Source organism: Enterobacter sp. YSU, from assembly GCF_016082135.1.
Taxonomy (GTDB): domain Bacteria; phylum Pseudomonadota; class Gammaproteobacteria; order Enterobacterales; family Enterobacteriaceae; genus Enterobacter; species Enterobacter hormaechei_C.
This window is the reverse complement of record NZ_CP059487.1, coordinates 2,857,907-2,883,299: the sequence shown is the minus strand read 5'-3', so window position 1 is coordinate 2,883,299 and position 25,393 is coordinate 2,857,907. Positions and strand designations below refer to the sequence as shown.

Sequence of the window (25,393 nt, the reverse complement as noted above, 5' to 3'; positions counted from 1 at the left end):
AGGCCCGCGCAAGCGCAGCGCCGCCGGGCATTAATCCGCACGCAAGACGTGGAATCCGCCTCGAAGAATTAACCTTTAGTCATGCATCACACTTCCCTTCAGCCATGACCAGGGTAATATTACTCGCAGACAAAACGCACTTGCGCACAGTGCAGGAGTGCATTACTATCCACTCAGCTTCAAGGACTGGAGCTTACCAGCATTATGATTAATCATTTTCGGGATCAATGGCTTGAGGATTTTTTTCTCTACGGGAGATCGAGCAATGTTATCCCTTTGAATCTGGAAACAGCGCTTGCAAGAAAGCTCGACATCATCAATGCGGCCATGTCGCACCTGGATTTACGATCGCCACCGGGCAATATGTATGAAGCATTGAGTCCTCCGTTGAAGGGATATTCCTCTATCCGGGTAAACAGACAATACAGGCTTGTATTTCGCTGGTCAGAGGGAAAAGCAGACGATCTCTATCTCTCTCCACACAAGTACACGCAACACAAGTGAGGCATCACCTATGACACTTCAACAGGCACTCCGCAAGCCCACCACGCCGGGCGAGGTGTTGCAGTATGAGTATCTTGAACCGCTCAATCTGAAAATCAACGATCTGGCAGAGATGCTAAATGTACACCGCAATACCGTAAGCGCGTTGGTCAATAACAATCGCAAACTTACTGCCGATATGGCGATCAAACTGGCAAAAGCCTTTAATACCACTATTGAATTTTGGCTGAACTTACAGCTAAACGTTGATATCTGGGAAGCGCAATCTAACTCCCGCACGCAGGAGGAGTTAAGCCGGATAAAAACCGTTGCGGAAGTCATGGCGAAGCGAAAATCCGGCAAGCCAGACGTTACCCTGCACGGGAACAGCGCATAACGGCATCTGCCATTATGCGCATCCTGTTACAGGGAAATTTTGAGGCGTCGAACCGCTTCTTTAAGCTGCTCATCCGTTGGGGTAACGAAAGACATGCGCAGCGTGGTATGGTCCGGCTCGTTGCAGTAGAAGAACTCACCCGGCACAAACACGACGCCGTTGCTCAACGTTTTTTCCAGCCATTTCGTCGTATTGATGCCGTTGTTCATTTTCGCCCACAGGAACATGCCGCCCTTTGGCTTGTGGAACGACATCACATCGCCCAGCTCCGCTTCCAGTTCCGTTGCAAAGGTCTGGTATTTCTGGCGATAGGCTTCGCGGATCATTTTAATCTGATTCGCCAGACGACCGGTTTTCAGATACTCGTGCGTCATCAGCTGCGACAGCGTGCTGGTGTGCAGATCGGTGGTTTGCTTGAGGTTCACCACCGCGCGCTTCAGCCACTCCGGCACCAGCACCCAGCCCACGCGGGTGCCCGGCGCGAGGATTTTAGAAAAGGTGGAGGTGTACACCACGTTATCCTCATTGCCGATATCTTTGGCATGAGCAATCAGCGGGCGGAACGCTTCGTCGGTGTAGTTGATCTCGCTGTACGGGTCGTCTTCGATAATCACGAAGTCATAGCGCTTCGATAATTCCACCAGCTGTTTACGACGCGCTTCGGAGAGCGTCACGCCGCCCGGGTTACCAAAGGTTGGCACGATATAAACCGCTTTGATGGTTTTGGTGGCTACCAGCGCTTCAAGTTCATCCACTTTCATGCCGTCGCCGTCGGTGCCAACGGATTCAAAATTCGCCTGCGCCAGGCCAAAGACCTGCAACGCGGCGAGGTAGGTAGGCCGCTCCACGACGACCGTATCGCCCGGGTTAATTAACGCCCGCGCCAGCACGTCAAGCGATTGTTGCGAGCCGGAAGTAATGACCACGTCATCGGCTTTACAGGCGATGCCGCGACCTTCACAGATGCGTTGGATCTCTTCGCGCAGCCCCGGGACGCCTTCCGTCAGGCCATACTGGAACGCTTCGCCAAAATGCTGAGACAGCACGGCATCAGCGGCGATTTTTAAACCTTCATGATCGAACAGGTCCGGATTTGGAATACCGCCACCCAGCGAAATCACGCCTGCCATTTTGCTATGTTTTAATAATTCACGGATGGCAGAGGATTGCAGGCCCTGCGCGCTGCTGGCGAGTTTGTTTGCAGACATTCTTTACTTACCTTCTTTTTTTATATTGTGCCCAATCTTAGCAGAATATGGGCAATAAATTCCGTTAGCTTAGGCAGCGGCCGCAAATCCTGACGCCACAGTAAATGCACCGGCCTCGGCGCGGGCGTAAACGCTTCCAGAACCCGAACCAGCCTGCCGCTCGCCAGCTCTTCCGCCACCAGCACTTCCGGTTGCAGCAGGAGTCCCGCCCCGGCTCGCGCCGCCATGCGTAAGCCGTAGCCGTCATTGCATCGTAAGACGGCATCACGCTTCCAGCGCACTTCGCCTTCCACTCCCGGCAGCCGCCACTCGTTACGCGCCGTCCAGACCGTGTGCGACAGGCACAGGTGATCCACCAGATCGGCTGGCGTTTGCGGCGTACCGTGACGCGCCAGATAATCCGGCGCGGCGCAGATCACCATGTTGTAGGGACACAGATATTTCGCCACCAGATCCTCATTACGGATCTCACCGATACGAATGGCCAGATCGACCCCTTCCTCTACCAGATCCACCATTCGGTTGGTGAGATCCAGTTCGATGCGCACTTCCGGGTAACGCTGCAAAAACGTGGCCGTCAGAGGCGCGATAACGCAGCCGCCAAACGAGGTAGGCGCCGTCACGCGCAGGGTGCCGGCGGGCGTGGCTCGCAGACGCTCAACCGCGTTTTCAGCAATCGAGACCTGCTCCAGCACGCGCCTGGCCTCTTCGAAATAAACGCGTCCGGCATCCGTCAGGCTCTGGCGACGGGTGTTGCGCTCCAGCAGCCGCGTACCGAGCTGCGATTCCAGCTGCGCAATATACTTCCCGACCATTACCGCCGACATCTCCAGCCGGGCCGCCGCGCCGGTAAAGCTGCCGCTTTCCACCACCGCGATGAACGTCTCCATGCCGCGAAGCTTATCCATATTACGAACCTCTGGTTAGTAATCTTCTAACATCAGCCCAGTTTATCTGAATTTTTATTTATTTAAGAATGAAGGCTCACAACATAAGGAGTCTGCTATGAAAATCGTCATTATTGGTGCCAGCGGTACGGTCGGTCATGCTGTGACAGAAGAGCTAAGCCGTCGCCACGAGGTGATCCGCGTGGGTCGCACGCAGGGCGATCATCAGGTGGATATCACCTCGCAGGCGAGCGTGCAGGCGCTGTTCAAAAAGATCGGTCCGGTGGATGCGATTGTCTCCGCCAGCGGAGGGTTGCACTTCGGCCCGCTCTCAACCATGACCGACGGCGAGTTCAACCAGGGTTTGCAGGATAAGCTGCTGGGGCAGGTTCGTCTGGCGCTGACCGGCCAGCACTTCCTGAACGAAGGTGGCTCGATTACGCTGATAAGCGGGATTGTGGCGCACGAGCCGATTGCCCAGGGCGTGAATGCCACCACGGTTAACGCCGCGCTGGAAGGGTTTGTGCGCGCCGCGGCCTGTGAACTGCCGCGCGGTATTCGCATTAATCTGATCAGCCCGACGGTGCTGACCGAATCCGCCGAAGCGTACGACGGCTTCTTCCCGGGCTTTGAAAGCGTTCCCGCCGCGACCGTTGCGCAGGCTTACCGCCGCAGCGTCGAAGGGGTGCAGAGCGGGCGGGTGTATAAAGTCGGTTATTAAGCCTTACGGGCGGCGATCAGCACCAGCATCGGGCGCTCTGCCTCTTCTGCCAGCGCGGGCCAGGCGTCAATTTGCGCCTGCGTTGGTCCCCACTCATTGACTTCGCTTATTGTTAATCCGGCCTTGATCAGCGCGTTAAGCGTGGTGCCCAGCGTACGGTGGTATTTAATCACCCCGTCTGCCAGCCAGTTGCTGACGCGCTGGCTTTCGTCCTGATAATGGTTCACGCCCCAGAACCGCTCGCCGCTGTTGTCCGTCAGCCAGCCCTGACGGGAGGCGCAGGTGTAAATCGGGTGCTCCATTGAGAAGACCAGGCAACCGCCGGGTTTAAGCGCGCGCTGAACGTGGGCAAATAATGTGTTCAGTTCCGGCAGATAGTGCAGCGCCAGCGAGCTGTAGACCAGATCGAGGCTGTTCTCGTTGAGCTTGAGAGACTCCAGATCGCTACGCTGATAGTGAATCTGTGGATCGGCGGTGAGCTCCACTGCGCGAGCGAGCATCTTTTCGGAGATATCCACGCCCGTGACGTCAGACGCGCCCAGCTCACGCGCCGCGCGGCAGAACCAACCATAGCCGCAGCCAAGATCGATAACCGATTTGCCGGTTAAATCCGGCAGCATCGCCCTGAGCGCAGGCCACTCCGGCGCGCCGTCCAGCCCCTGCACCGAGCGCGGAAGCTGAGCGTAGCCTTCGAAAAACGCCGGATTGTCGTAGATGTTTTGTGCCATGGCAGATCCCTCTTTAAGAATGTGCATAGCAGTATACTGCATTGTCGGGTGGCGGCTTCGCCTTACCCGACCTACAAAATCTCCGAACCGTAGGCCGGGTAAGCGCAGCGCCACCCGGCACCACATTAGCCCACAGAGCCCCAGACCAGATTCCCCTTATGGAACGTCGCGGTACGCGGAGAGATGCGTGCCACGGCCTCGGCGGAACAGGAGGCATCCACCAGCACAAAGCTGGCGTCATCCTGCGCTTTCGGCCACGCGCGCTCGCCTTTGTCGTTCAGCGGCAGTACGTCGCCGGTGGCGATGCCCAGCGCACGCGAAAGCGTCTGCTCATTCGGGCGAATATAGAGCTGTGCATAGAGGTTGGCTTTCTCCAGCATGTCCCCCAGACCGTACGGCGACCAGTGGTCGATCACGCTGTCGGTACCGGTCATGACAAACACGCCTTTATCACGCAGCTGCTTCAGCGGCATGTGCAGAGTGCCAATCGGCACGGTGGAGGCGATGGTCACCTGTTGTGCCGCCATGCGGGTGGCGATCTCATCCACCTCTTGCTCGTTAAGCGTCGCCAGGGCGAAGGCGTGGCTGATGGTCAGCTTCCCCTTCAGCGCCGGCGTTTTCTCCACGGTTTGTACCATGTAGTTCACCGCCGCCACGCCCGCCGGGCTGGTTTCATGCAGATGGATATCCACCCCTTTGTCATAATCCAGCGCAATCTGGAACATGGTGTCGAGGGATTTCTCCATCGCGCCGTCGACGTTGGTCGGGTCCAGCCCGCCCACGTAATGCGCCCCCGCCTGCATCGCCTCGCGCATCAGCTTTTCAGAATGAGACAGCAGCAGGCCGTGCTGCGGGAAGGCAACGATTTCGCAGTCAAAGCCTGCGCCCCGGCGCGCCAGTACCGCCTGCAAATTTTCCAGGTTTTTCAGGCCGGAAACCGGCTCTATGTTGCAGTGGCTGCGGGCGATGGTGGACCCTTTGGACTGGAGCAGGTCGATCAGCTTTTCGGCGCGTTCTTGCGTGTAGGGCTGTAACTCCGGCAGCAGCTTCTGCTCCAGGCGGATCATGTCCTGAATGGTGGTGCCCGCCGGACGGTTCAGGGAGCGCCACGGGCCGCCGTAGAAGGTTTTATCCAGATGGATGTGCATGTCGCGCATCGCCGGGAGCATCAGCTTTTTGCCCGCGTCGAAGTGCGGCAGGGTCGCGTCCGCGTGGCTGTTGTTGTCGCGCAGGGCGACGATTTTCCCGTCTTTGATTTCCAGCGTTTTCAGCTCGGTGCGGGTACTTGTCGCCACGCTGCCGTCGAAGTTAAACCCGGCTTCCAGCAGCACGTTGTCGAGATAGTAATGTTTTGCGGTGATGTTCATCGGTTTACCCGTCTCGCAGGTTGCCTTTGCAGAATCGGCAGCATACGCGACGGAACCCGTGGCGCCAAACAGCGCGCAGGCGGTAACCATTTTGCCGCTCTGGCTGATAAACTCGCGGCGGCTTTTATTCTCACTCATCTTATCTTCCTTCATTAATAATGTGGGTACCCGTTTCATCGCGCAGCGCCGCGGGCAGGCAGTCCGGCGAGGTAATGATCACCCGCCTGCCGCCATGGCGTAAAAATTCCAGCGAGGCGACGATTTTCGGCAACATGCTGCCCGCCGGAAAATGCCCTTCTTCCATGTAGCGCGTCATCTGCGCCACGTTCACCGTGCTCAGCGCCTGCTGGTTTGACTTGCCGAAGTGGATGCACACTTTCTCCACGCCGGTGGTGATCACCAGCACGTCGGCGCGGATCTCGCGCGCCAGCAGCGCGGTGGAGAGATCTTTATCTATCACCGCGTCCACGCTCTGGTAATCGCCCTGTTCACTGCGCACCACAGGAATGCCTCCGCCCCCCGCGCCGATCACCACAAATCCTTTCTGCGTCAGCGCCTTGATGGCATCCGACTCAACGATGCGCCGCGGCTGCGGTGAAGCCACCACGCGGCGATACCCCCGGCCTGAATCCTCAACAAAATGCCAGTCCGGGTGCGCAAGTTGCAGTTCGTCGCGCTGCGCCTCGCTGAAGAACGCGCCGATGGGTTTCGTCGGGTGCGTAAAGCCAGGATCGTTTTTATCCACCTCCACCTGGGTGACGACCGTGACCGCTTTTTGTTCCCCGCGCGCCGCCAGGCGGTTGTTGAGCGCCTGCTGGATCAGGTAGCCGATCCCGCCCTGGGTATCCGCCACGCAGTTTGCCAGCGGGGTCAGCGGCAGCCCTTCCCGCTCGTGGGCGATTTCGGCGCGGCGCAGATCCAGCCCCACCTGCGGGCCATTGCCGTGGGTGAGCACGATGTCATAGTCCGAGGACAGCATTTCGAGCACCGACTCTGCCACCGCTTTGACCGCCTGCGCCTGATGCTCAATCGACTGGCTGGCGTTGTCTTTGATAATGCTGTTGCCGCCGATGGCGACGACCATAAGCTCTTTCATTTTGTTTCCTTTAGAAGGTGCGTTCTGGTGCCCTCATCCCGGCCCTCTCCCACAGGGAGAGGGGGATTAACAGAGGTATCCAGCACATGCTTCACCACAAACATCCCGCCCATCATCAGGTAGGCCGTGACGAACATCAGGGAACTGCCCCCGGCAAAGCCCACCACCGGCGCGTGGATCACCCCAAACAGCGCCAGCAGCGCTCCACCGGCCGCCGCGACGGCCCCACGCAGCGGTTTGTTGAGGATGGCGAAAATGGCGATACAGCCCCAGAGCATGCTGGCGAGCGGCGCGCCGTTGCCGAGATGCATCAGGCCTTCGTAGTAGATCCCCTTGCTGTGCAGCACGTCGGTGCCGATTTTCGCCGCGCTGGTCCCCGCCGCGCTCATCACGCTGTTCATCATGGTCAGCGCCCAGTTGGCGATCCACGGGAACAGGCAGATGAAGATGACGGGCACCTCCACTTTCGGGGTCTCCCTCACCACCTGGTTGGCGGTGACGACGCCGATAAACACCAGAATCGGCACGATGGCGGTCATCGGTATGATGGCGAGCATAAAGGCCCCCAGCCCGAACAGCGGCACGATGAACATGGTCACGCCGGACGCCAGGGTGTAGCCGATGCTGGCGCCCATCGCTTTCCAGCCAGGATGGCCGACGTATACCGTGACCGGGAACGGATTGCCCATCAGGCAGCCGAGCATCGAGGCCAGACCGTTCGCCAGCATTACCTTGCGGGTCGGGTATTCATCCCCCGCCGCGTGGGCGCTTTCGATGTTCTCCAGGTCAAAGATGTAGTTCGCCAGCCCCAGCGGTACGGCGGACGCCAGATACGGCAGCGCGTGCGGCAGTCCCTGCATGGAGCTGTCCACGTGCACTTCTGGCGGGTTAAAGCCGAATGATGACATGGACGCTTTAATGGCATCCGGGCTTTGCAGGCCGGAGATCCACGCAAGCAGAGTACCGGCAATTAACAGCAGCAGGCCGGTCGGGATTTTGGCGAAAATCGGCTTTTTACCGAACCAGTTAATGAAGATCAGCAGCAGGACGATAAACGACACGGTCGGCGCTTCGAACGCCTGCAACATCGGGTTCATCGCCAGCAGCAGCAGGCCAAGACCGGACAAGCACGACAGCAGCACGGTACGCGGGATCATCTTGCGGATGGTTTCCCCCAGGAAGGAACCGCCCGCGAGGATCATCGCTTCCACAAAGCACCACACCAGGCCAATCTGAATCGCGAAATCCGCATCGCCGGTTTGCTGGTAAACCGGCATTAAGACCAGGAAGGTCACGGTAAAAATCGACGGCGCGCTTGGGCCGGACGGCAGCGCGGTGACGTCCGTTCGTCCGGTGGCGCGCGCCATTTGCAGGCCAAACCACGTATAGCAAAGACTCGCCACCAGCACCGCCAGCCCGAAGGCTGGCGCGATGCGTCCATAAACAATCTCCTTCGGGATGCCGACGACAAAAATGAGCAGCCCCATCATGGTCAGCAAATTGGTCAGGTTGTTGGTCATCAACCCGAAATAAGCTGCCCAGTCACCTCTTTTCCACTCCAGTTTCATGTTTTTCATGGATGCATACCTTATAGAACGTAGCGATCGCGGAAGGTTAACAGCGCCTTTTCAAAACAGCTAAACGGCGGGTGAACGATGCCCGCCCCAATCATGCCGATCCCGGCGTCCTTGTGGGCAATGGCGGTATTAATGACCGGCAGAATGCCGCTGCCCGCGACCTTCATGATGTCGATGGCGGTCGGGATGCCCATAAACGACAGCAGCGGAATGGTGACGTTCGGGTTTTCGCCGAGGGTGATTTCGCGCATCTGGCGAGAAAAATCGATGGCTTCCTCCACCGTGCCGCCCACCAGCGCAACGATGGCCGGGGCCGTCGCCATTGCAAAGCCGCCGATGCCGTAGGTTTCGGTAATCGCGCTGTCGCCGATATCCAGCCCGGAGTCTTCCGGCTTATAGCCCGCGAACATCGGGCCGATCACCTGCTGCGCCGGGCCGGTGAACCACTGCCCCGGCAGGCCGGAAACGCGCAGGCCGAACTCGTAGCCGTTGCGCGCCATGGTGGTGACGACGGTGCTGTACTCAATGCCGTGAGCGGCATCCAGCGCGGCCTTACACATCGCCATCCACGTCGGACCGGAGAAGTAGTCGCTGCTGGCGACAAACTCGAACACTTCACGCTGCTGCGCCACCGGATAGCCCGCCTGGATCAGCCCCGGCGTCAGCGCCTGAATAAGCAGCGTGGTGCCCGCGTTGTTGCGGTTGTGGCACTCGTCGCCCATGTGCAGCGCCTGGGCCAGCATCAGGCGCAGGTCGATTTCGCCGATAATCTTCATCGCGTCGCGCAGCATCGGGCCGAGCACGTTGCGCATCCAGTTCAGGCGCTCGATCACGCTCTGGTCGTTAGCCCCCATGCGCAGGATCTTCGCCATCTGCTCGCTGAGGTTGGTGAAGGCGCGGTTGCCGTAAGTTTTGTTCTCAACGATGTGCATAAACATCGACGCGGAGGTGACGCCCGCCATCGAGCCCACGCAGTCATGCTCGTGGCAAGGCGAGAACGTAATATCTCCGGAGGCGGCGATCCTTGCCGCATCGTCCAGATCCGTCGCCAGCCCTTCAAACACCAGCGCGCCGGTAACCGCGCCTTTCATCGCCCCGCACATGTTTTCCCAGGTAACAGGCGGACCGGCGTGCAGAATGGTCGTGCGGGTCATGCCCGGCACCACGTTGATGGCCTGGTCATAGCCCACCAGCACCGGATGGGACTGAATAATCCGCTCAAGGGCAATTTTGTTCGCGGCGGCAATTTTCTCCGCCAGCGGTTTTTCCGCCAGCCGATCCAGCGCGTCCACCACCTGCATATTGCCCTGCCCCGGCGGCGTCCAGTCGAGCTGGGTCACGGGAACGTGCTGTTTTTTGAGGTCGTCGCTGAACATCGCAATCCCGACGTTAATCACGTTCAGCGGCTGGTTGAATAAGGTCGTCATTATGCTCTCTCCCCTTTGCAGACAAATTCGCGTGCCAGTAATCCGGTATTGGTGCTGCTGCTGGCCCAGATGACGCCTGCGTCAGTCAGCAGCTGGCACTGCTGCGCCAACGACTGCGGATCCTGATCGGTGCCGAGCACGTAGCCGAGAATTTCCAGCGGACGGTTGTCGGCTTTCGCGATCGCCTGTGCCTCTTTGATCGCCTCGATCATCACCCCAACCGGATCGTCATGCGCGCCAAAGCCAAGCACGAAATCCATCACGATCACCCCCACCTGCGGATCGCGCGCCTCCTGTAGCAGGCGGCTGATGCGGTTGGTCGGGTCGATCATCGGGTGTGGCTTGCCGTTGGTGAAGTCGTCGTCACCGAAATCAAGGAAGGTGTGGGCCTGGCTGACGCTGATGTCTTTCAGACGCCTGGCCGGATCCGGCTGGATGTTGCTGTAAACATCGTCAAATTTCTCCAGCGCGGCAAACATCGCTTCGTCGCACAGGGTGCCGCCGCAGAACAGGCCGCGAATGTACTTCTGCTGCGGCGTCAGGCGGGCGCGTACCTCTTCGATCAGCGGCCAGTTGAGCGGATGTAAATCCAGGTCGTCTTTTTTAATGCCGGTAAGCAGCACCGCTTTCAGGGCCGCCTCTTTAGTGCCACGAGCAAACTGCAAACCGTCTTCATCGGCTGGCGGTTCGTTGCGGCCCAGGAAGCACACAACCACAGGCTTGCGGCAGGCGCGCGCACGGGCCAGTACTTTCTCAGCCACCGCGGGTGCAGGCGGTTTGGAGATGAGCGCTATCACCCGGGTCGCGTCGTCCGCCTCCAGCATGTCGATAGCATCGAGCATCATCAGGCCGCCGATCTTCTCGCTGAGATCGCGTCCGCCGGTGCCAATCAGCTGCGACACGCCGCCGCCGAACTCGTGAATGCGCACGCTCAGCTCCTGGCTGCCGGTGCCGGAGGCGCCAACGATGCCAATCTGCCCGCGACGCACCGCGTTGGCGAAGCACAGCCCCGCGCCGTTGATAATGGCGGTGCCGCAGTCTGGCCCCATCATCAGCAGACCCTTTTCATGCGCCAGCTGCTTCAGCGCCAGCTCGTCGTCGAGCGATACGTTATCGGAGAACAGCATCACGTTAAGATCGTTTTCCAGCGCCTGGCGCGCTTCCCGTGCGGCGAAGGTGCCGTTGACGGAAATCACCGCAAGGTTGCTGTCCGGACGATGGGTTTTGGCGCTGGCAATCGTCGCGTAGCGTGCATCATGGGAGCCAGTGCGCTCTTTACGCGTGAACAGCGCTTCAATGGCGGCCAGGGTTTCCTCATTCGCCGCGTCGCCTTTAATAACGATCATCAGGTCGCCGTTTTTCGCGTCCGCTAATTCCGGCGTTAATAGCCCGAGGTTTTTTAATACCCCTTTGTTCATTTCCGTCGCCATCGCCACAAACGCCTGCTCGACGCCCGGCAATTTATTGGCTTTGGTGGAAACCGACATTAAGGAAACCGAATCGAAATACGTATTCTTTTTTATGACGATTTTGGTTGGCATTATTTTCACCTGTTTAAGATAAAAGGGGGCCGCCGTCGTGCTAAATGCACGTCGGTAACAATGCGTTTATTGATTAACGGCCAGCCAGGGGAAGGCTGACCGAATGCACTATGCGCCTGCCGCCAGCAGCAGGTCTGCGATCGCGTTGAAGCCTTTTTCCCGCGCCAGCTCGAGCGGGGTTTTGCCGTATTTATCGGTCATGTGCGGGTTCGCGCCGTGATCGAGCAACAGCTTCACAATTTCCTGCTGCTTTGCGCCGCCGTCGTTTAATACGATGGCCTCCAGCAGCGGCGTCCAGCCGACAAAATTGGTGTGGTTGACGTTGATGTCGGTTTTTTCCAGCAGCTCACGCACGATTTCAACGTGCCCTTTTTCACTGGCAGGGGTAATGCCCACGCCGCCAAAGCGCGTCAGACGATCGAGATCCGGATTTGCCGGAAGAACAATGCGCAGCAGGGTTAAATCATTGGTCAGGCAGCCGATCAGGAAGGGGTTAAAACAGGTCTGGTCCTGTTTATCAATATCCGCCCCGGCGGCAATTAAAAACTCCACACAGGCGTAATGCCTTTTCAGACTGGCAATAATAATGGCGGTTCTTTTCTGGCGGTTGGTCGCGTTAATATCCACGCCTTTCTCCAGGCAGGCTTTTAGCGCATCGATATTGCCCTCTTCTGCCGCCAGCAGAAATTCTGTAACCAGTGCAGTTGCAGACATATTCAGACTCCCTATGTTTCACTTCTGATGACCTGAGAATAGCAACAGCCTGGTCATAAAAGAATCCGCTTAAAAATGATTCATCGACACGCAATTCATTGTTGAGTTAAATTCAACAGTCCGGGAGAAATGTGCGTCTGTGCAACCTTTTTCTTATGTTTTACCGCTTTTACGCGCTTCAGGCTGCATTATCCTTATGGCTGAAAAAGCCTTACACAGCGCGGTTCTACGTAAAAATCCAGAACTGTGATCGACATCAACTATGATGTAACGCCGCCGTTAAAATATGTTCAAAACTGATGGTCACCAGGAGCCATAATATGAATTCCATCTTTACCGAAGAGAATTTGCTGGCCTTCACCACCGCGGCACGTTTTGGCAGTTTTAGCAAAGCGGCTGCCGAGCTGGGCGTGACCACCTCCGCCATCAGTTACACCATCAAACGCATGGAGACCGGACTGGACGTGGTGCTGTTTGTACGCAACACGCGCAGCATTGAGCTGACCGAATCCGGTTTTTATTTTTATCGTAAAGCGACCGACCTGCTGAATGACTTTCATGCCATCAAGCGCGGGATTGATACCATTTCTCAGGGCATTGAGACGCGGGTGCGCATCTGCATAAACCAGCTTTTGTATACGCCACGCCATACCGCGCGTTTGCTCCAGGTGCTGAAAAAACAGTTTCCCACCTGCCAGATCACGGTGACGACCGAGGTGTATAACGGCGTCTGGGATTCCATCATTAATAATCAGGCCAACATCGCCATTGGCGCGCCGGATACGCTGCTGGACGGCGGCGGCATTGATTACACCGAGATAGGGGCGATCCGCTGGGTATTTGCCATCGCGCCCACGCATCCGCTGGCGTTCGCCCCGGAGCCCATTTCCGAAAGTCAGCTGCGTCTGTATCCCAATATCATGGTCGAGGACACCGCGCATACCATCAACAAGAAGGTGGGCTGGCTGCTTCACGGTCAGGAGGCGATTCTGGTGCCGGACTTCAACACGAAATGCCAGTGTCAGATCCTGGGGGAAGGTATTGGCTTTTTACCGGAATATATGACGCGTGAGGCGGTGGAGGAAGGGCTGCTGGTAACGCGGCGGATCAATAATCCACGTCAGGATTCGCGCATGCTGCTCGCCACGCAGCATGCGGCGACCGGTCAGGTCACGCGCTGGATCAAACAGCAGTTTGGCCCGGAAGGCGTGCTGACCCGGATCTACAGTGACTTACTGTGGCGTACCTAGCTCTTCGTCTGAACCCAAAACGCGTGGATAAGACCGGGGAAGTAGCCCAGGATGGTCAGAAGGATATTCAGAATAAACGCCCAGCCCAGCCCCTTGCCAAGCAGCACGCCCAGCGGCGGGAGAATAATCGTAAAAACAACGCGCCAAAAACCCATAAAAAACTCCGTGCAAGCTAACCAATTGAAAATTATAAAAGACACTTCTCTAAGCGTAGCCAGTTTACGGTTAACTGCCATGCGTCTCTCGCGCTTTTACCTGCCTTTACCCTCTTTACACTGGCTTAAACCCCCGCCTTAAATGCTCTACTGTTCTGAAATTGACCGTAAGGAAACGCAATGTCTCTTCCTCTTATTTCGCCGCAGCAGGCAAACGCGCTGATTGCTGAAAGTGATGCCGTGGAACCGACGTACCTGATAAGGAGTATCTGAAAGATTAGGCTGTACCCCGCCCCCGGACGTGGGCTATGGTGAAGATCATGACAATGATGAGGAGGTGCTATGTTTTCTGTCGGTGATTATGTCCAACCGCGTCAGGGCGGTCCGAAACTGAAAGTGCTCGAAGTGAATGGTGAAAACATTGTGGCTGTGCAGGCCAGCAATGAGCAGGGCGAGAAATATCACCTGAAAGCGGCGGACGTGGTTCTGTACTCCGAAGACGGTGACTTTGGCGTCTGCTAAGTCAATAATCGGGCGGAATACACCGCCCGAATAATCATCAGATCAGGAAATCGTCCAGCGATTTACCGTTTGCCAGTGCGGTTGCAATTGGCTTTGGCGTACGCCCCTGGCCGGTCCAGGTTTTTTCTTCACCGTTCGCGTCAGTAAAACGATATTTCGCCGCACGCGCTTTACGTTTTTTCGTCGGCTGACCCACCTGCGCCAGATCACTGCCTAACAGATCGCTCGGAGAAATACCGTCAGCTTTCATCAGTTCCAGCAGAGCATTAATTTTATCCTGCTGTTCAGCGCGTTGACGCTCTAATTCAGCCTGCTCGCTGCGTTTTTCTTCAGTGACAATCCGGAATTTTTCCAGCACTTCTTCCAGAACATCCATGGATAATTCACGTGCCAGCGCCCGGAGGGTACGAATATTATTAAGATTCTGTAACGTTAAAGCCATAATAATGAAAAACCTTTCTTCGTGTGTATAACATAAATCAAGCAACAGAATAATTGATTTTTGTTCTGATATCTACCCACCCTGACGTTTTGACATTATTGTAAATGTTTTAGAATACCCCGTTAATATAACCCCGAAATATATGTCTGTTTTAATGCGTAATATACCGCCCTTCCCCAGGCCAAAAACCCCTGTTTAAAACAGTTCAAAAAACCGCCTCCACTCTCCCACACAACAGAGGTTTCACACGCGCACTGATAAACTAATCCATTGATTTATTTTAATAAAATATGGACAAAGAGAGAAAATAACGAAGCGAGCAAAAAACGCACAATTTTAGAGAATTTTATGGCTAAAGCGCCAGTAAATAAAAATTAATCACTACTTGTTAGTTAAAAGCCAGAGAGATACGCTATACACTCATAACAAACCAACCTAAAGCACTAAAGGCCGCAGGTAAAACGCCACTTTTTTGTCCTGTTCGAGGAGTTCAGACATGTTCTCACCGCAGTCTCGCCTGCGCCATGCGGTAGCGGATACGTTCGCGATGGTCGTTTACTGTTCCGTCGTGAATATGCTGATTGAAATTTTCCTGTCGGGAATGTCCTTTGAGCAATCCCTCTCGTCGCGCCTGGTGGCCATTCCGGTGAATATCATGATTGCCTGGCCGTACGGCCTGTATCGCGATGCAGTGATGCGTTTAGCGCGGCGTATTAGCCCGGCGAGTTGGGTAAAAAACCTGGCGGACGTGCTGGCTTACGTAACGTTCCAGTCCCCGGTGTATGTGGTTATTTTGCTGACGGTGGGCGCAGACTGGCATCAAATCGCCGCTGCGGTAAGTTCAAATATCGTGGTATCCATGCTGATGGGTGCGGTGTACGGTTACTTTCTTGACTACTGCCGCCGCCTGTTTAAAGTCAGCCCTTATAGCCAGGCAAAAGCGTAAGGTAAGGCGACTGGCTCAGGCCAGTCGCAGAGTTATTGTACGTCGCCAAACAGCCCTTTCAGGAACCGCTCCAGCGCCATACGCGAGCTGAAACCGTGCGGAATACCATAATGTTCATGCGTCTCGCCGCCTAAATAGAGCGGAAATTGCTGATAATGATCGCAGGTTTTAATATCCGAGGCGGGCTCAGCAAATGACAGGCTTCTGTCTTTGAGTGTCGGGTGAATAATGAGAGCAGTACGCCCCATTCTTGCTTCACGGTTGACGTAAACATAATTCTCACCACGGCGATATCCGTACGCTTTTGATGTTACCTCATCCATGGTGAACCCTTCTTTTTCAAGAACGCGCGCCACCTCATCGGGTCGTAAATACATATCTTTTCCTCATTATCATTCCTGCCCGGCAACCTTACAGTATTCAGCATTAGCAGGGCTTTCAGAATATTCCATAAACTGCCCGATAAGCCGTGACTCGCTTCAGATATTACATTTCTGGACTAAACTAAACGGGAACACAAATTATGGAGGATCGTATGTTTAACAGACCGAACCGAAACGATATTAATGACGACACACAGGATATTCGTAACGATGTCAGCCAATTAGCGGACACGCTGGAAGCCGTATTGAAATCCTGGGGCTCTGACGCGAAGGACGAAGCAGATGCCGCGAAACGTAAGGCTCAGTCTCTGCTGCGTGAAACGCGGGCAAGGATGAATGGCCGCTCACGTACCACTCAGGCGGCCTGCGACATGGCCAGCTGCGCCACCACCTTCGTACGTGAAAAACCACTTTGTACGCTGGGAACGGTCGCGGCGGTCGGGATTTTTGTCGGCGCCCTGCTTAGCCTGCGTAAGTAAGCGCGCGTTCTCAGCCCCGGTCGCTTCAGGCGCCGGGGCTTTTCTTTGCCTGACAGCCTGAAAAACCCGCACAGCCCGCCCTGCCCCGCCAGGCTCATCATTGGGGCCTTATTAATCTGCATTTCCCATATCTTGTGTGGTTGAAACTTATCGCAACTACATCTAGTATTCCCTTTAGCAAGACACACACAACATGACGCGTTTACTCGCGCCGTTCTCTCATTCTAAATGGAAATACGAATCATGAGCATTATTATTTACACTCGTAACGATTGTGTTCAGTGCCACGCCACGAAACGGGCGATGGAGAGCCGCGGCGTGGCATTTGAGATGGTCAATATTGATCAGGTGCCCGACGCGGCAGACACCCTGCGGGCGCAGGGGTTTCGTCAGCTTCCGGTTGTCGTTGCCGGCGACACCAGCTGGTCTGGCTTCCGTCCGGACATGATCAACCGCCTTGCCGCTCAGGGCGTCAGTGCATGAGCACGCTGGTCTACTTTTCCAGCAGCTCGGAAAACACGCTTCGGTTTATGGAGCGTCTCGGGCTGCCCGCGATACGCATTCCGCTGAACGAGCGGGAGCGTATTCAGGTAGACGAACCCTACATTCTGGTGGTGCCCAGCTATGGCGGTGGCGGCACCGCAGGGGCTGTGCCTCGTCAGGTGATCCGCTTTCTGAACGATCCCCATAACCGGCAGCTGATTCGCGGCGTGATCGCCGCAGGCAATCGCAACTTCGGCGAGGCCTTTGCCCGCGCCGGGGATGTCATCTCTCAAAAATGCGGCGTGCCGTATCTCTATCGTTTTGAACTGATGGGGACACAGCAGGACGTAGAGAACGTGCGTAAAGGAGTGAACGAATTTTGGCAACGACAACCGCAGAACGCGTGATTCAGACGACGCCGGATTACCACGCATTAAACGCCATGCTAAACCTCTATGACCGCGAGGGGCGCATTCAGTTTGGCAAAGATCGTGAGGCGGTGGACGCCTTTTTTGCCGCTCACGTACGCCCGAACAGCGTCGTCTTTGGCAGCCAGCAGGAACGTCTCGACTGGCTGGTAAAAGAGGGTTATTACGAAGAGCGTGTCCTGACCCGCTACGACCGCGCCTTCGTGGTGGCATTGTTTGAACGGGCGCACGCCAGCGGTTTTCGCTTCCAGACGTTTCTCGGCGCGTGGAAGTATTACACCAGCTACACCCTGAAAACCTTTGACGGCAAACGCTATTTAGAAAGCTTTGAAGATCGGGTGGTGATGGTGGCGCTGACGCTGGCGCAGGGCGATGAAGCGCTGGCCGAAAGACTCACGGAGGAGATCCTCTCCGGTCGCTTCCAGCCCGCCACGCCAACGTTCCTTAACTGCGGGAAAGCCCAGCGCGGCGAACTGGTCTCCTGCTTCCTGCTGCGTATTGAAGACAATATGGAGTCGATTGGCCGTGCGGTGAATTCGGCGCTACAGCTTTCGAAACGCGGCGGCGGCGTGGCGTTTCTGCTTTCGAACCTGCGGGAAGCGGGCGCGCCGATTAAGCGCATCGAAAACCAGTCTTCCGGCGTCATCCCGGTGATGAAGATGCTGGAAGATGCCTTCTCATACGCCAACCAGCTTGGCGCACGTCAGGGCGCGGGTGCGGTTTATCTGCACGCGCACCACCCGGACATTCTACGTTTTCTGGATACCAAACGTGAAAACGCCGACGAAAAGATCCGCATCAAAACCCTGTCGCTCGGCGTGGTGATCCCGGATATCACGTTTAAGCTGGCTAAAGAGAATGCCGACATGGCGCTCTTCTCACCGTATGACGTTGAGCGGATTTACGGCAAAGCCTTTGGCGACGTGGCGATAAGCGAGCTGTACGACGAGCTGGTGGCCGACGATCGCATTCGCAAAAAAACCATCAACGCCCGCGATTTCTTCCAGACGCTGGCTGAAATTCAGTTTGAGTCCGGCTATCCGTACATCATGTACGAGGACACGGTGAACCGCGCGAACCCGATTGCCGGGCGCATCAACATGAGCAATCTGTGCTCGGAGATTTTGCAGGTCAACAGCGCGTCCAGCTACGACGAGAACCTCGACTACGCGGACGTGGGCAAGGATATCTCCTGTAACCTCGGGTCGCTAAATATTGCCCATACCATGGATTCACCCGATTTTGGCCGCACGGTAGAGACCGCCATTCGCGGGCTGACGGCGGTATCGGACATGAGCCACATCCGCAGCGTACCGTCCATTGAGGCGGGCAACGCCGCGTCGCATGCCATCGGCCTTGGGCAGATGAACCTGCACGGCTATCTGGCGCGGGAGGGCATCGCCTACGGCAGCCCGGAAGGGCTGGATTTCACCAACCTTTATTTCTACACCATCACCTGGCATGCGCTGCATACCTCGATGATGCTGGCGCGCGAACGCCACCAGCGGTTCGCAGGCTTTGAGCAGTCCCGCTACGCCAGCGGAGAGTATTTCAGCCAGTATCTGGAAGGCGACTGGCAGCCGAAAACCGAAAAAGTACGCGCGCTGTTTGCCCGCGCTGGCATCACCCTGCCGACGCGTGAGATGTGGCAACAGCTGCGTGAAGAGGTGATGCGCTACGGCATTTATAACCAGAACCTTCAGGCGGTGCCGCCAACCGGCTCCATTTCCTATATCAATCACGCCACGTCGAGCATCCACCCCATCGTGTCGAAGATTGAAATCCGTAAGGAAGGCAAAACCGGGCGTGTCTACTACCCTGCCCCGTTTATGACCAACGAGAATCTGGCGCTGTACCAGGACGCCTATGAGATTGGCCCGGAAAAGATCATTGATACCTACGCCGAGGCGACTAAACATGTGGATCAGGGGCTGTCGCTGACGCTCTTCTTCCCGGACACCGCCACCACGCGGGATATCAACAAAGCGCAGATCTACGCCTGGAAGAAAGGCATCAAAACGCTGTACTACATTCGCCTGCGTCAGCTCGCGCTGGAAGGCACCGAAATTGAAGGCTGCGTGTCCTGCGCGCTGTAAGGAGAAAGGATGAAACTGTCACGCGTAAGTGCCGTTAACTGGAACAAAATTCAGGATGATAAAGACCTGGAGGTCTGGAACCGCCTGACCAGCAACTTCTGGCTGCCGGAAAAGGTCCCGCTCTCCAACGATATTCCGGCCTGGCAAACCCTGAGCCATGCCGAGCAGCAGCTGACAATCCGCGTCTTTACCGGCCTGACGCTGCTGGACACCATTCAGAATACCGTGGGTGCGCCCGCGCTGATGAGTGATGCGCTGACCCCGCACGAAGAGGCGGTAATGTCGAATATCAGCTTTATGGAGGCGGTGCATGCCCGCTCCTACAGCTCGATTTTCTCCACCCTGTGCCAGACCAGAGACGTGGACGCGGCCTACGCCTGGAGTGAAGAGAGCGCGTCATTGCAGCGCAAGGCAGATCTGGTGCTGGAATATTACCGGGCCGACGAGCCGCTGAAGAAGAAGATCGCCAGCGTGTTCCTGGAATCTTTCCTCTTCTATTCCGGCTTCTGGCTGCCTATGTACTGGTCGAGCCGGGGCAAGCTCACCAACACCGCCGATTTGATTCGCCTCATCATCCGCGATGAAGCGGTACACGGGTATTACATCGGCTATAAGTATCAGAAAGGGCTGGAGAAAGTCAGCGCGGAAAAACGCGAGGAACTCAAAGGTTTTGCCCTCGATTTACTGATGGATCTGTATGACAACGAGCTGAGCTATACCGAAGAGCTGTACGCCGGAACGGGCTGGGAAGAGGACGTAAAAGCCTTCCTCTGCTATAACGCCAACAAGGCGCTGATGAACCTGGGCTACGAAGCGTTATTCCCACCAGAAATGGCGGAGGTGAACCCGGCGATCCTCGCAGCGCTGTCGCCCAACGCCGATGAAAACCACGACTTCTTTTCCGGGTCCGGCTCGTCGTACGTGATGGGTAAAGCGGTGGAGACGCAAGACGAGGACTGGGATTTTTAATGAATGAATTAACGTTCATTAATTAACTCTGCATTTCATTATTTCCAGCCGAATATTACACTACGTACTACACTGTAATTTCCCCGTCATATTCGCCTGAATCACACCAATTCAGGCGAAATTGTCCCATGCAGCAGCAAAAAATTGAGAAAAATTCAAACCGCCCTCAGCCCTTTATTCATGGGAAATTCAGCCGTTTCGCTTGCGGCAAAATTCCGCCCTCAGGCCGGTCCAGGGTTGTCTCAGATTCTGAGTATGTTAGGGTAATGCCAGTTAACTATTTACCATGGTAATCATATCGACATAAACAAATAACAGGACACTCTCTATTGCATGGCAATTAAATTAGAAGTAAAAAATCTTTATAAAGTATTTGGCGAGCACCCGCAGCGCGCATTAAAATATATTGAGAAAGGCCTTACGAAAGAGCAAATTCTGGAAAAAACCGGGCTATCGCTTGGCGTTAAAGACGCCAGTCTGGCCATTGAAGAAGGCGAGATTTTTGTCATCATGGGATTATCCGGTTCGGGTAAATCCACTATGGTTCGCCTTCTCAATCGCCTGATTGAACCCACCCGCGGACAGGTGCTGATAGACGGCGTGGATATCGCCAGAATATCAGACGCAGATCTCCGTGAGGTGCGCAGAAAGAAAATTGCGATGGTGTTTCAGTCATTTGCACTGATGCCGCACATGACGGTACTCGATAATACCGCCTTTGGCATGGAGTTAGCCGGCACGCCCGCTCAGGAACGTCAGGAAAAAGCCCTTGATGCACTGCGTCAGGTCGGGCTGGAAAATTATGCTCATGCGTATCCGGATGAACTCTCCGGCGGTATGCGTCAGCGTGTGGGATTAGCGCGTGCATTAGCGATTAATCCGGACATTTTATTAATGGACGAAGCCTTCTCGGCGCTCGATCCCTTAATTCGCACCGAGATGCAGGATGAGCTGGTAAAATTACAGGCCAAACATCAGCGCACAATTGTTTTTATTTCTCACGATCTGGATGAAGCCATGCGTATTGGCGACCGTATCGCCATTATGCAAAATGGTGAAGTGGTGCAGGTCGGCACACCGGATGAAATTCTCAATAATCCGGCGAATGATTATGTGCGCACCTTCTTCCGCGGCGTGGATATTAGCCACGTATTCAGTGCGAAAGATATTGCCCGTCGAACACCAAACGGCATTATTCGTAAAACGCCAGGTTTTGGCCCGCGCTCCGCGCTGAAGCTGTTGCAGGACGAAGACCGTGAATACGGTTATCTGGTTGAACGCGGCAATAAATTTGTCGGCGTGGTCTCCATCGACTCTCTGAAAACCGCCCTGAGCGAAAACCAGGGAATCGATGCGGCGTTGATTGACGCTCCGCTTGCCGTGGACGCCGAAACGCCGCTCAGCGAGTTGCTCTCTCACGTGGGTCAGGCGCCGTGCGCCGTGCCGGTCGTCGGTGAAGAACAACAGTACGTTGGCATCATCTCAAAACGGATGCTGCTACAGGCTTTAGATCGCGAGGGGACAAACAATGGCTGATCAATCAAACCCATGGGGCACCACTGAAGCAGCGGACAGCGCGGCGCAATCTGCCGATGCGTGGGGGTCGACGCCTGCGCCTGCCGATGGCGGCGGCGCGGCAGACTGGCTCAACAGCGCACCAGCGCCTGCCCCAGAGCATTTCAATATTATGGATCCGTTCCACAAGACGCTGATCCCGCTGGATAGCTGGGTAACGGAGGGGATCGACTGGGTCGTTACCCACTTCCGTCCGGTGTTCCAGGGGATCCGCATCCCGGTGGATTACATCCTGAACGGCTTCCAGCAGCTGATGCTGGGCATGCCCGCGCCGGTGGCGATTATCCTGTTCTCGCTGATCGCATGGCAGTTCGGCAGCGCGGGTATGGGGATCGCCACGCTGATCTCCCTGATTGCCATCGGCGCGATTGGCGCGTGGTCTCAGGCGATGATCACCCTGGCGCTGGTGCTGACCGCCCTGCTGTTCTGCGTGGTGATCGGCCTGCCGATGGGGATCTGGCTGGCGCGCAGCCCCCGGGCGGCGAAGATTATCCGCCCGCTGCTGGATGCGATGCAGACCACGCCAGCGTTCGTTTACCTGGTGCCTATCGTGATGCTGTTCGGCATCGGTAACGTACCGGGGGTGGTCGTGACCATTATCTTCGCCCTGCCACCGATTATTCGCCTGACCATTCTGGGCATTAACCAGGTGCCTGCGGATCTGATAGAGGCATCGCGCTCGTTCGGCGCCAGCCCGCGTCAGATGCTGTTTAAGGTTCAGCTTCCGCTGGCGATGCCGACCATTATGGCAGGTGTTAACCAGACGCTGATGCTGGCGCTGTCGATGGTGGTGATCGCCTCGATGATTGCCGTTGGCGGGTTAGGTCAGATGGTACTGCGCGGCATTGGCCGTCTCGATATGGGGCTGGCGACCGTCGGCGGCGTCGGGATTGTGATCCTCGCCATCATTCTTGACCGCCTGACCCAGGCTGTCGGTCGTGATTCACGTAGTCGCGGCAACCGTCGCTGGTACACCACCGGCCCTGTCGGGTTACTCACCCGCCCATTTACAAAATAAGGAACAACGATGCGACATAACGTACTTTTTGCCACAGCGTTTGCGACCCTTGTCTCCACCAGCGCAGTTGCCGCTGACCTGCCGGGCAAAGGCATTACCGTGCAGCCGGTGCAGAGCACCATTTCGGAAGAGTCCTTCCAGACCCAGATTGTCAGCCGTGCGCTGGAGAAACTGGGCTATACGGTGAATACCGCCAGCGAAGTGGATTACAACGTGGGCTATACCTCCATTGCCTCTGGTGACGCCACCTTTACCGCCGTGAACTGGCAGCCGCTGCACGACGACATGTATGCCGCCGCAGGCGGTGACAAGAAATTCTACCGCGAAGGCACCTTTGTGACCGGCGCTGCGCAGGGATATCTGATCGACAAGAAAACCGCCGATAAGTATCACATCACCAATATTGAACAGCTGAAAGATCCGAAGATCGCAAAACTGTTTGATACCAACGGTGACGGTAAAGCCGACATGATGGGCTGTTCGCCGGGCTGGGGCTGTGAAGCGGTGATTAACCACCAGAACAAAGCCTTCGATCTGGCGAAGACCGTCGACGTGAGCCACGGCAATTACTCTGCGATGATGGCCGACACCATCGCCCGCTTTAAAGAAGGCAAGCCGGTGATCTACTACACCTGGACGCCGTACTGGGTGAGCGACGTGCTGAAGCCGGGCAAAGACGTGGTGTGGTTGCAGGTGCCCTTCTCCTCCCTGCCGGGCGAGCAGAAAGATATCGACACCAAACTGCCAAACGGCATGAACTATGGCTTCCCGGTGAACACCATGCATATCGTGGCGAACAAAGCCTGGGCCGAGAAAAACCCGGCGGCGGCGAAGCTGTTCTCGGTGATGAAACTGCCGCTGGCAGACATTAACGCCCAGAACGCGATGATGCACGCGGGTAAATCATCCGAAGCTGATATCAAAGGCCACGTGGATGGCTGGATCAAAGCCCACCAGCAGCAGTTCGATGGCTGGGTGAAAGAGGCGCTTGAGGCGCAGAAGTAAAACATTTTCCCTCACCCTAACCTCTCCCAGGGGAAGAGGGAACGATGACCACCCTCTCCCCCTGGGAGAGGGTCGGGGTGAGGGGATCAAACCGCACCCAACCTTAACCGCACAATCCACCACGTAACAATTCCCCAACATTCACCATCATTGGTTATTATGTTTCCGGAAAAATAATCACTTAACTCACGATTCCTGAAACTAATGACAAAAACAACTCAAGGGCTTAGCCCCGCACTCATCCTTTTAATGTCCGTGGCAACGGGTCTGGCCGTCGCCAGCAACTATTACGCACAACCACTGCTCGACACCATCGCACGCGCCTTCGATCTTTCAGCCAGCTCCGCCGGGTTTATTGTCACCGCCGCACAGCTCGGCTATGCGGCCGGGCTGCTGTTCCTGGTGCCATTAGGCGATATGTTTGAGCGCCGGATGCTTATCGTCTCCATGACACTGCTGGCGGCGGGCGGGATGTTGATCACCGCCAGCAGCCAGTCGTTAACGATGATGATTATCGGCACCGCGCTGACGGGGCTGTTCTCGGTGGTGGCGCAAATTCTGGTTCCCCTCGCCGCGACGCTGGCTTCCCCGGAAAAACGCGGCAAAGTGGTCGGCACTATCATGAGCGGCCTGCTGCTGGGCATCCTGCTGGCGCGAACCGTTGCCGGGCTGCTGGCGAGCCTCGGCGGCTGGCGCACCGTTTACTGGGTGGCGAGCGTGCTGATGGTTATCATGGCGCTGGCCCTGTGGCGCGGCCTGCCAAAGGTGAAGCAGGAAAATCACCTGAACTATCCGCAGCTCCTCGCCTCCGTTTTCAGCCTCTTCACCCGGGATAAACTCCTGCGCACGCGCGCCGTTCTGGGGTGTCTTACCTTCGCTAACTTCAGCATCTTATGGACGTCGATGGCGTTTCTGCTCGCCGCACCGCCGTTTAACTACTCAGAAGGCGTGATTGGCCTGTTCGGGCTGGCAGGCGCGGCTGGCGCACTGGGCGCGCGCCCGGCGGGTGGGCTGGCCGACAAAGGCAAATCTCATATGACCACCTCCGCAGGGCTGGTTTTACTCCTGCTCTCCTGGGCGGCCATCTGGTACGGACACGTCTCTGTGCTGGCGCTGATTGTCGGTATTCTGGTGCTCGACCTCACCGTGCAGGGTGTACATATCACCAACCAGACCGTGATTTACCGCGTGAAGCCGGATGCCCGTAACCGTCTGACGGCCGGGTACATGACCAGCTACTTTATCGGCGGCGCGGCGGGCTCGCTCATCTCAGCCTCCGCCTGGCAGCATGCGGGCTGGACGGGCGTGTGCGCCATCGGCGCCATCGTCGCGGCGATAAATCTGCTGGTATGGTGGCGCGGCTATCACCGTCAGGAAGCAATTCACTAAGTTTTACATTGCTTTGGGCCCCCTGGGGTGTAAAGGGGGCCTGCATCTGTTAAGGTAACGGTAATCATTTATCCCAGAAATTTTACTGTGGGTGACATATTTACTAC

Annotated in this window: 27 protein-coding genes; 15 read left to right on the top strand and 12 right to left on the bottom strand. The window is 56.4% G+C overall.

The features are described from left to right. Window positions 1–204 precede the first annotated feature (204 nt). On the top strand, window positions 205–504 hold the full coding sequence (locus tag H2Z33_RS14035) for a type II toxin-antitoxin system RelE/ParE family toxin (RefSeq protein ID WP_015571638.1): 300 nt from the start codon (window positions 205–207) through the stop codon (window positions 502–504). Window positions 505–514: 10 nt separating this feature from the next. Next, window positions 515–880: a HigA family addiction module antitoxin gene (locus H2Z33_RS14030; protein WP_015571639.1), complete on the top strand. Its 366-nt coding sequence runs from the start codon at window positions 515–517 to the stop codon at window positions 878–880. 26 nt (window positions 881–906) lie between these two features. Here H2Z33_RS14030 and H2Z33_RS14025 read toward each other — a convergent pair whose 3' ends face one another. Next, window positions 907–2,088, bottom strand: coding sequence for a PLP-dependent aminotransferase family protein (locus H2Z33_RS14025; RefSeq protein WP_063134898.1), 1,182 nt, complete (start codon window positions 2,086–2,088; stop codon window positions 907–909). A 20-nt stretch (window positions 2,089–2,108) separates the two neighbouring features. After that, window positions 2,109–2,996, bottom strand: a complete 888-nt coding sequence (locus tag H2Z33_RS14020) for a LysR family transcriptional regulator (RefSeq protein ID WP_015571641.1) — start codon at window positions 2,994–2,996, stop codon at window positions 2,109–2,111. Between the two features lie 97 nt (window positions 2,997–3,093). Here H2Z33_RS14020 and H2Z33_RS14015 point away from each other — a divergent pair, with 97 nt between their 5' ends. Then, a complete protein-coding gene (locus tag H2Z33_RS14015) occupies window positions 3,094–3,696 on the top strand; it encodes a short chain dehydrogenase (protein WP_033487546.1) in 603 nt (200 codons plus the stop codon). On the opposite strand, the gene H2Z33_RS14010 is transcribed toward H2Z33_RS14015, so the two are convergent. The 7 genes from H2Z33_RS14010 to H2Z33_RS13980 form a co-directional block, all read right to left on the bottom strand. Continuing rightward, the gene (locus H2Z33_RS14010; protein WP_017382760.1) at window positions 3,693–4,424 is read right to left on the bottom strand and encodes a class I SAM-dependent methyltransferase; all 732 of its coding nucleotides are present in this window, start codon (window positions 4,422–4,424) and stop codon (window positions 3,693–3,695) included. The two genes, H2Z33_RS14015 and H2Z33_RS14010, sit on opposite strands and share 4 nt — an antisense overlap. Window positions 4,425–4,549: 125 nt before the next feature. Beyond that, window positions 4,550–5,929 carry an amidohydrolase family protein gene (locus tag H2Z33_RS14005; protein ID WP_045141884.1) on the bottom strand — a complete coding sequence of 460 codons (1,380 nt, stop codon included), beginning with the start codon at window positions 5,927–5,929 and terminating at the stop codon, window positions 4,550–4,552. Window position 5,930: 1 nt separating this feature from the next. After that, window positions 5,931–6,887, bottom strand: coding sequence for a carbamate kinase family protein (locus H2Z33_RS14000; protein ID WP_063134897.1), 957 nt, complete (start codon window positions 6,885–6,887; stop codon window positions 5,931–5,933). Continuing rightward, a complete protein-coding gene (locus H2Z33_RS13995; RefSeq protein ID WP_063134896.1) occupies window positions 6,884–8,464 on the bottom strand; it encodes a hypothetical protein in 1,581 nt (526 codons plus the stop codon). The genes H2Z33_RS14000 and H2Z33_RS13995 overlap by 4 nt, the downstream gene beginning before the upstream one ends. 11 nt (window positions 8,465–8,475) lie before the next feature. Further along, window positions 8,476–9,891 (bottom strand): DUF1116 domain-containing protein, encoded by a 1,416-nt coding sequence (locus H2Z33_RS13990; protein ID WP_063134895.1) that lies wholly within the window; start codon window positions 9,889–9,891, stop codon window positions 8,476–8,478. After that, entirely contained in the window at window positions 9,891–11,432 is a 1,542-nt protein-coding gene (gene fdrA / locus H2Z33_RS13985; RefSeq protein ID WP_032669338.1) for an acyl-CoA synthetase FdrA, read from the bottom strand. The genes H2Z33_RS13990 and fdrA overlap by 1 nt, the downstream gene beginning before the upstream one ends. Before the next feature lie 108 nt (window positions 11,433–11,540). Next, window positions 11,541–12,146 carry an ankyrin repeat domain-containing protein gene (locus H2Z33_RS13980; protein WP_017382766.1) on the bottom strand — a complete coding sequence of 202 codons (606 nt, stop codon included), beginning with the start codon at window positions 12,144–12,146 and terminating at the stop codon, window positions 11,541–11,543. A 320-nt stretch (window positions 12,147–12,466) separates the two neighbouring features. On the opposite strand from H2Z33_RS13980, the gene H2Z33_RS13975 reads away from it, so the two are divergent. After that, complete coding sequence (locus tag H2Z33_RS13975) at window positions 12,467–13,396, top strand: LysR substrate-binding domain-containing protein (protein WP_023295311.1); 930 nt, start codon at window positions 12,467–12,469, stop codon at window positions 13,394–13,396. Here H2Z33_RS13975 and H2Z33_RS13970 read toward each other — a convergent pair. Continuing rightward, entirely contained in the window at window positions 13,393–13,551 is a 159-nt protein-coding gene (locus H2Z33_RS13970) for a YqaE/Pmp3 family membrane protein (RefSeq protein ID WP_003862203.1), read from the bottom strand. The genes H2Z33_RS13975 and H2Z33_RS13970 overlap by 4 nt on opposite strands. 342 nt (window positions 13,552–13,893) lie before the next feature. Between H2Z33_RS13970 and H2Z33_RS13965 the strand changes: the two genes are divergently transcribed. After that, complete coding sequence (locus tag H2Z33_RS13965) at window positions 13,894–14,073, top strand: hypothetical protein (RefSeq protein WP_015571651.1); 180 nt, start codon at window positions 13,894–13,896, stop codon at window positions 14,071–14,073. A gap of 37 nt (window positions 14,074–14,110) precedes the next feature. Here the strand turns inward: H2Z33_RS13965 and stpA are convergent, their stop codons facing one another. Beyond that, window positions 14,111–14,515 carry a DNA-binding protein StpA gene (gene stpA, locus H2Z33_RS13960; protein ID WP_058689519.1) on the bottom strand — a complete coding sequence of 135 codons (405 nt, stop codon included), beginning with the start codon at window positions 14,513–14,515 and terminating at the stop codon, window positions 14,111–14,113. Between the two features lie 496 nt (window positions 14,516–15,011). Between stpA and alaE the strand changes: the two genes are divergently transcribed. Then, complete coding sequence (gene alaE / locus H2Z33_RS13955) at window positions 15,012–15,461, top strand: L-alanine exporter AlaE (protein ID WP_063134894.1); 450 nt, start codon at window positions 15,012–15,014, stop codon at window positions 15,459–15,461. A 32-nt stretch (window positions 15,462–15,493) separates the two neighbouring features. Here the strand turns inward: alaE and H2Z33_RS13950 are convergent, their stop codons facing one another. Next, complete coding sequence (locus H2Z33_RS13950) at window positions 15,494–15,838, bottom strand: DUF2002 family protein (RefSeq protein WP_006811693.1); 345 nt, start codon at window positions 15,836–15,838, stop codon at window positions 15,494–15,496. 158 nt (window positions 15,839–15,996) lie between these two features. Between H2Z33_RS13950 and H2Z33_RS13945 the strand changes: the two genes are divergently transcribed. From H2Z33_RS13945 to H2Z33_RS13905, 9 genes are all read left to right on the top strand, one after another. Next, window positions 15,997–16,323 carry a DUF883 domain-containing protein gene (locus H2Z33_RS13945; RefSeq protein WP_017382769.1) on the top strand — a complete coding sequence of 109 codons (327 nt, stop codon included), beginning with the start codon at window positions 15,997–15,999 and terminating at the stop codon, window positions 16,321–16,323. A gap of 243 nt (window positions 16,324–16,566) precedes the next feature. After that, window positions 16,567–16,806, top strand: a complete 240-nt coding sequence (gene nrdH / locus H2Z33_RS13940; protein ID WP_017382770.1) for a glutaredoxin-like protein NrdH — start codon at window positions 16,567–16,569, stop codon at window positions 16,804–16,806. Further along, entirely contained in the window at window positions 16,803–17,213 is a 411-nt protein-coding gene (gene nrdI / locus H2Z33_RS13935; protein WP_015571656.1) for a class Ib ribonucleoside-diphosphate reductase assembly flavoprotein NrdI, read from the top strand. The genes nrdH and nrdI overlap by 4 nt, the downstream gene beginning before the upstream one ends. Next, window positions 17,186–19,330, top strand: a complete 2,145-nt coding sequence (nrdE, locus tag H2Z33_RS13930; RefSeq protein ID WP_063134893.1) for a class 1b ribonucleoside-diphosphate reductase subunit alpha — start codon at window positions 17,186–17,188, stop codon at window positions 19,328–19,330. The genes nrdI and nrdE overlap by 28 nt, the downstream gene beginning before the upstream one ends. A gap of 9 nt (window positions 19,331–19,339) precedes the next feature. Continuing rightward, the gene (gene nrdF, locus H2Z33_RS13925) at window positions 19,340–20,299 is read left to right on the top strand and encodes a class 1b ribonucleoside-diphosphate reductase subunit beta (protein WP_017382773.1); all 960 of its coding nucleotides are present in this window, start codon (window positions 19,340–19,342) and stop codon (window positions 20,297–20,299) included. A 333-nt stretch (window positions 20,300–20,632) separates the two neighbouring features. Continuing rightward, complete coding sequence (gene proV / locus H2Z33_RS13920; RefSeq protein ID WP_063867054.1) at window positions 20,633–21,835, top strand: glycine betaine/L-proline ABC transporter ATP-binding protein ProV; 1,203 nt, start codon at window positions 20,633–20,635, stop codon at window positions 21,833–21,835. Next, the gene (proW, locus tag H2Z33_RS13915) at window positions 21,828–22,892 is read left to right on the top strand and encodes a glycine betaine/L-proline ABC transporter permease ProW (RefSeq protein WP_015571659.1); all 1,065 of its coding nucleotides are present in this window, start codon (window positions 21,828–21,830) and stop codon (window positions 22,890–22,892) included. Before proV ends, proW begins: the two co-directional genes overlap by 8 nt. 9 nt (window positions 22,893–22,901) lie before the next feature. Continuing rightward, entirely contained in the window at window positions 22,902–23,897 is a 996-nt protein-coding gene (gene proX, locus H2Z33_RS13910) for a glycine betaine/L-proline ABC transporter substrate-binding protein ProX (protein ID WP_017382774.1), read from the top strand. A gap of 204 nt (window positions 23,898–24,101) precedes the next feature. Next, window positions 24,102–25,286: an MFS transporter gene (locus tag H2Z33_RS13905; RefSeq protein ID WP_017692795.1), complete on the top strand. Its 1,185-nt coding sequence runs from the start codon at window positions 24,102–24,104 to the stop codon at window positions 25,284–25,286. Window positions 25,287–25,393: the final 107 nt, after the last annotated feature.

Coding starts and splice junctions, on each gene's coding strand:
- H2Z33_RS14035 (WP_015571638.1), top strand. CDS start 205: ATGATTAATCATTTTCGGGATCAATGGCTTGAGGATTTTTTTCTCTAC.
- H2Z33_RS14030 (WP_015571639.1), top strand. CDS start 515: ATGACACTTCAACAGGCACTCCGCAAGCCCACCACGCCGGGCGAGGTG.
- H2Z33_RS14025 (WP_063134898.1), bottom strand. CDS start 2,088: ATGTCTGCAAACAAACTCGCCAGCAGCGCGCAGGGCCTGCAATCCTCT.
- H2Z33_RS14020 (WP_015571641.1), bottom strand. CDS start 2,996: ATGGATAAGCTTCGCGGCATGGAGACGTTCATCGCGGTGGTGGAAAGC.
- H2Z33_RS14015 (WP_033487546.1), top strand. CDS start 3,094: ATGAAAATCGTCATTATTGGTGCCAGCGGTACGGTCGGTCATGCTGTG.
- H2Z33_RS14010 (WP_017382760.1), bottom strand. CDS start 4,424: ATGGCACAAAACATCTACGACAATCCGGCGTTTTTCGAAGGCTACGCT.
- H2Z33_RS14005 (WP_045141884.1), bottom strand. CDS start 5,929: ATGAGTGAGAATAAAAGCCGCCGCGAGTTTATCAGCCAGAGCGGCAAA.
- H2Z33_RS14000 (WP_063134897.1), bottom strand. CDS start 6,887: ATGAAAGAGCTTATGGTCGTCGCCATCGGCGGCAACAGCATTATCAAA.
- H2Z33_RS13995 (WP_063134896.1), bottom strand. CDS start 8,464: ATGAAAAACATGAAACTGGAGTGGAAAAGAGGTGACTGGGCAGCTTAT.
- H2Z33_RS13990 (WP_063134895.1), bottom strand. CDS start 9,891: ATGACGACCTTATTCAACCAGCCGCTGAACGTGATTAACGTCGGGATT.
- fdrA (WP_032669338.1), bottom strand. CDS start 11,432: ATGCCAACCAAAATCGTCATAAAAAAGAATACGTATTTCGATTCGGTT.
- H2Z33_RS13980 (WP_017382766.1), bottom strand. CDS start 12,146: ATGTCTGCAACTGCACTGGTTACAGAATTTCTGCTGGCGGCAGAAGAG.
- H2Z33_RS13975 (WP_023295311.1), top strand. CDS start 12,467: ATGAATTCCATCTTTACCGAAGAGAATTTGCTGGCCTTCACCACCGCG.
- H2Z33_RS13970 (WP_003862203.1), bottom strand. CDS start 13,551: ATGGGTTTTTGGCGCGTTGTTTTTACGATTATTCTCCCGCCGCTGGGC.
- H2Z33_RS13965 (WP_015571651.1), top strand. CDS start 13,894: ATGTTTTCTGTCGGTGATTATGTCCAACCGCGTCAGGGCGGTCCGAAA.
- stpA (WP_058689519.1), bottom strand. CDS start 14,515: ATGGCTTTAACGTTACAGAATCTTAATAATATTCGTACCCTCCGGGCG.
- alaE (WP_063134894.1), top strand. CDS start 15,012: ATGTTCTCACCGCAGTCTCGCCTGCGCCATGCGGTAGCGGATACGTTC.
- H2Z33_RS13950 (WP_006811693.1), bottom strand. CDS start 15,838: ATGTATTTACGACCCGATGAGGTGGCGCGCGTTCTTGAAAAAGAAGGG.
- H2Z33_RS13945 (WP_017382769.1), top strand. CDS start 15,997: ATGTTTAACAGACCGAACCGAAACGATATTAATGACGACACACAGGAT.
- nrdH (WP_017382770.1), top strand. CDS start 16,567: ATGAGCATTATTATTTACACTCGTAACGATTGTGTTCAGTGCCACGCC.
- nrdI (WP_015571656.1), top strand. CDS start 16,803: ATGAGCACGCTGGTCTACTTTTCCAGCAGCTCGGAAAACACGCTTCGG.
- nrdF (WP_017382773.1), top strand. CDS start 19,340: ATGAAACTGTCACGCGTAAGTGCCGTTAACTGGAACAAAATTCAGGAT.
- proV (WP_063867054.1), top strand. CDS start 20,633: ATGGCAATTAAATTAGAAGTAAAAAATCTTTATAAAGTATTTGGCGAG.
- proW (WP_015571659.1), top strand. CDS start 21,828: ATGGCTGATCAATCAAACCCATGGGGCACCACTGAAGCAGCGGACAGC.
- proX (WP_017382774.1), top strand. CDS start 22,902: ATGCGACATAACGTACTTTTTGCCACAGCGTTTGCGACCCTTGTCTCC.
- H2Z33_RS13905 (WP_017692795.1), top strand. CDS start 24,102: ATGACAAAAACAACTCAAGGGCTTAGCCCCGCACTCATCCTTTTAATG.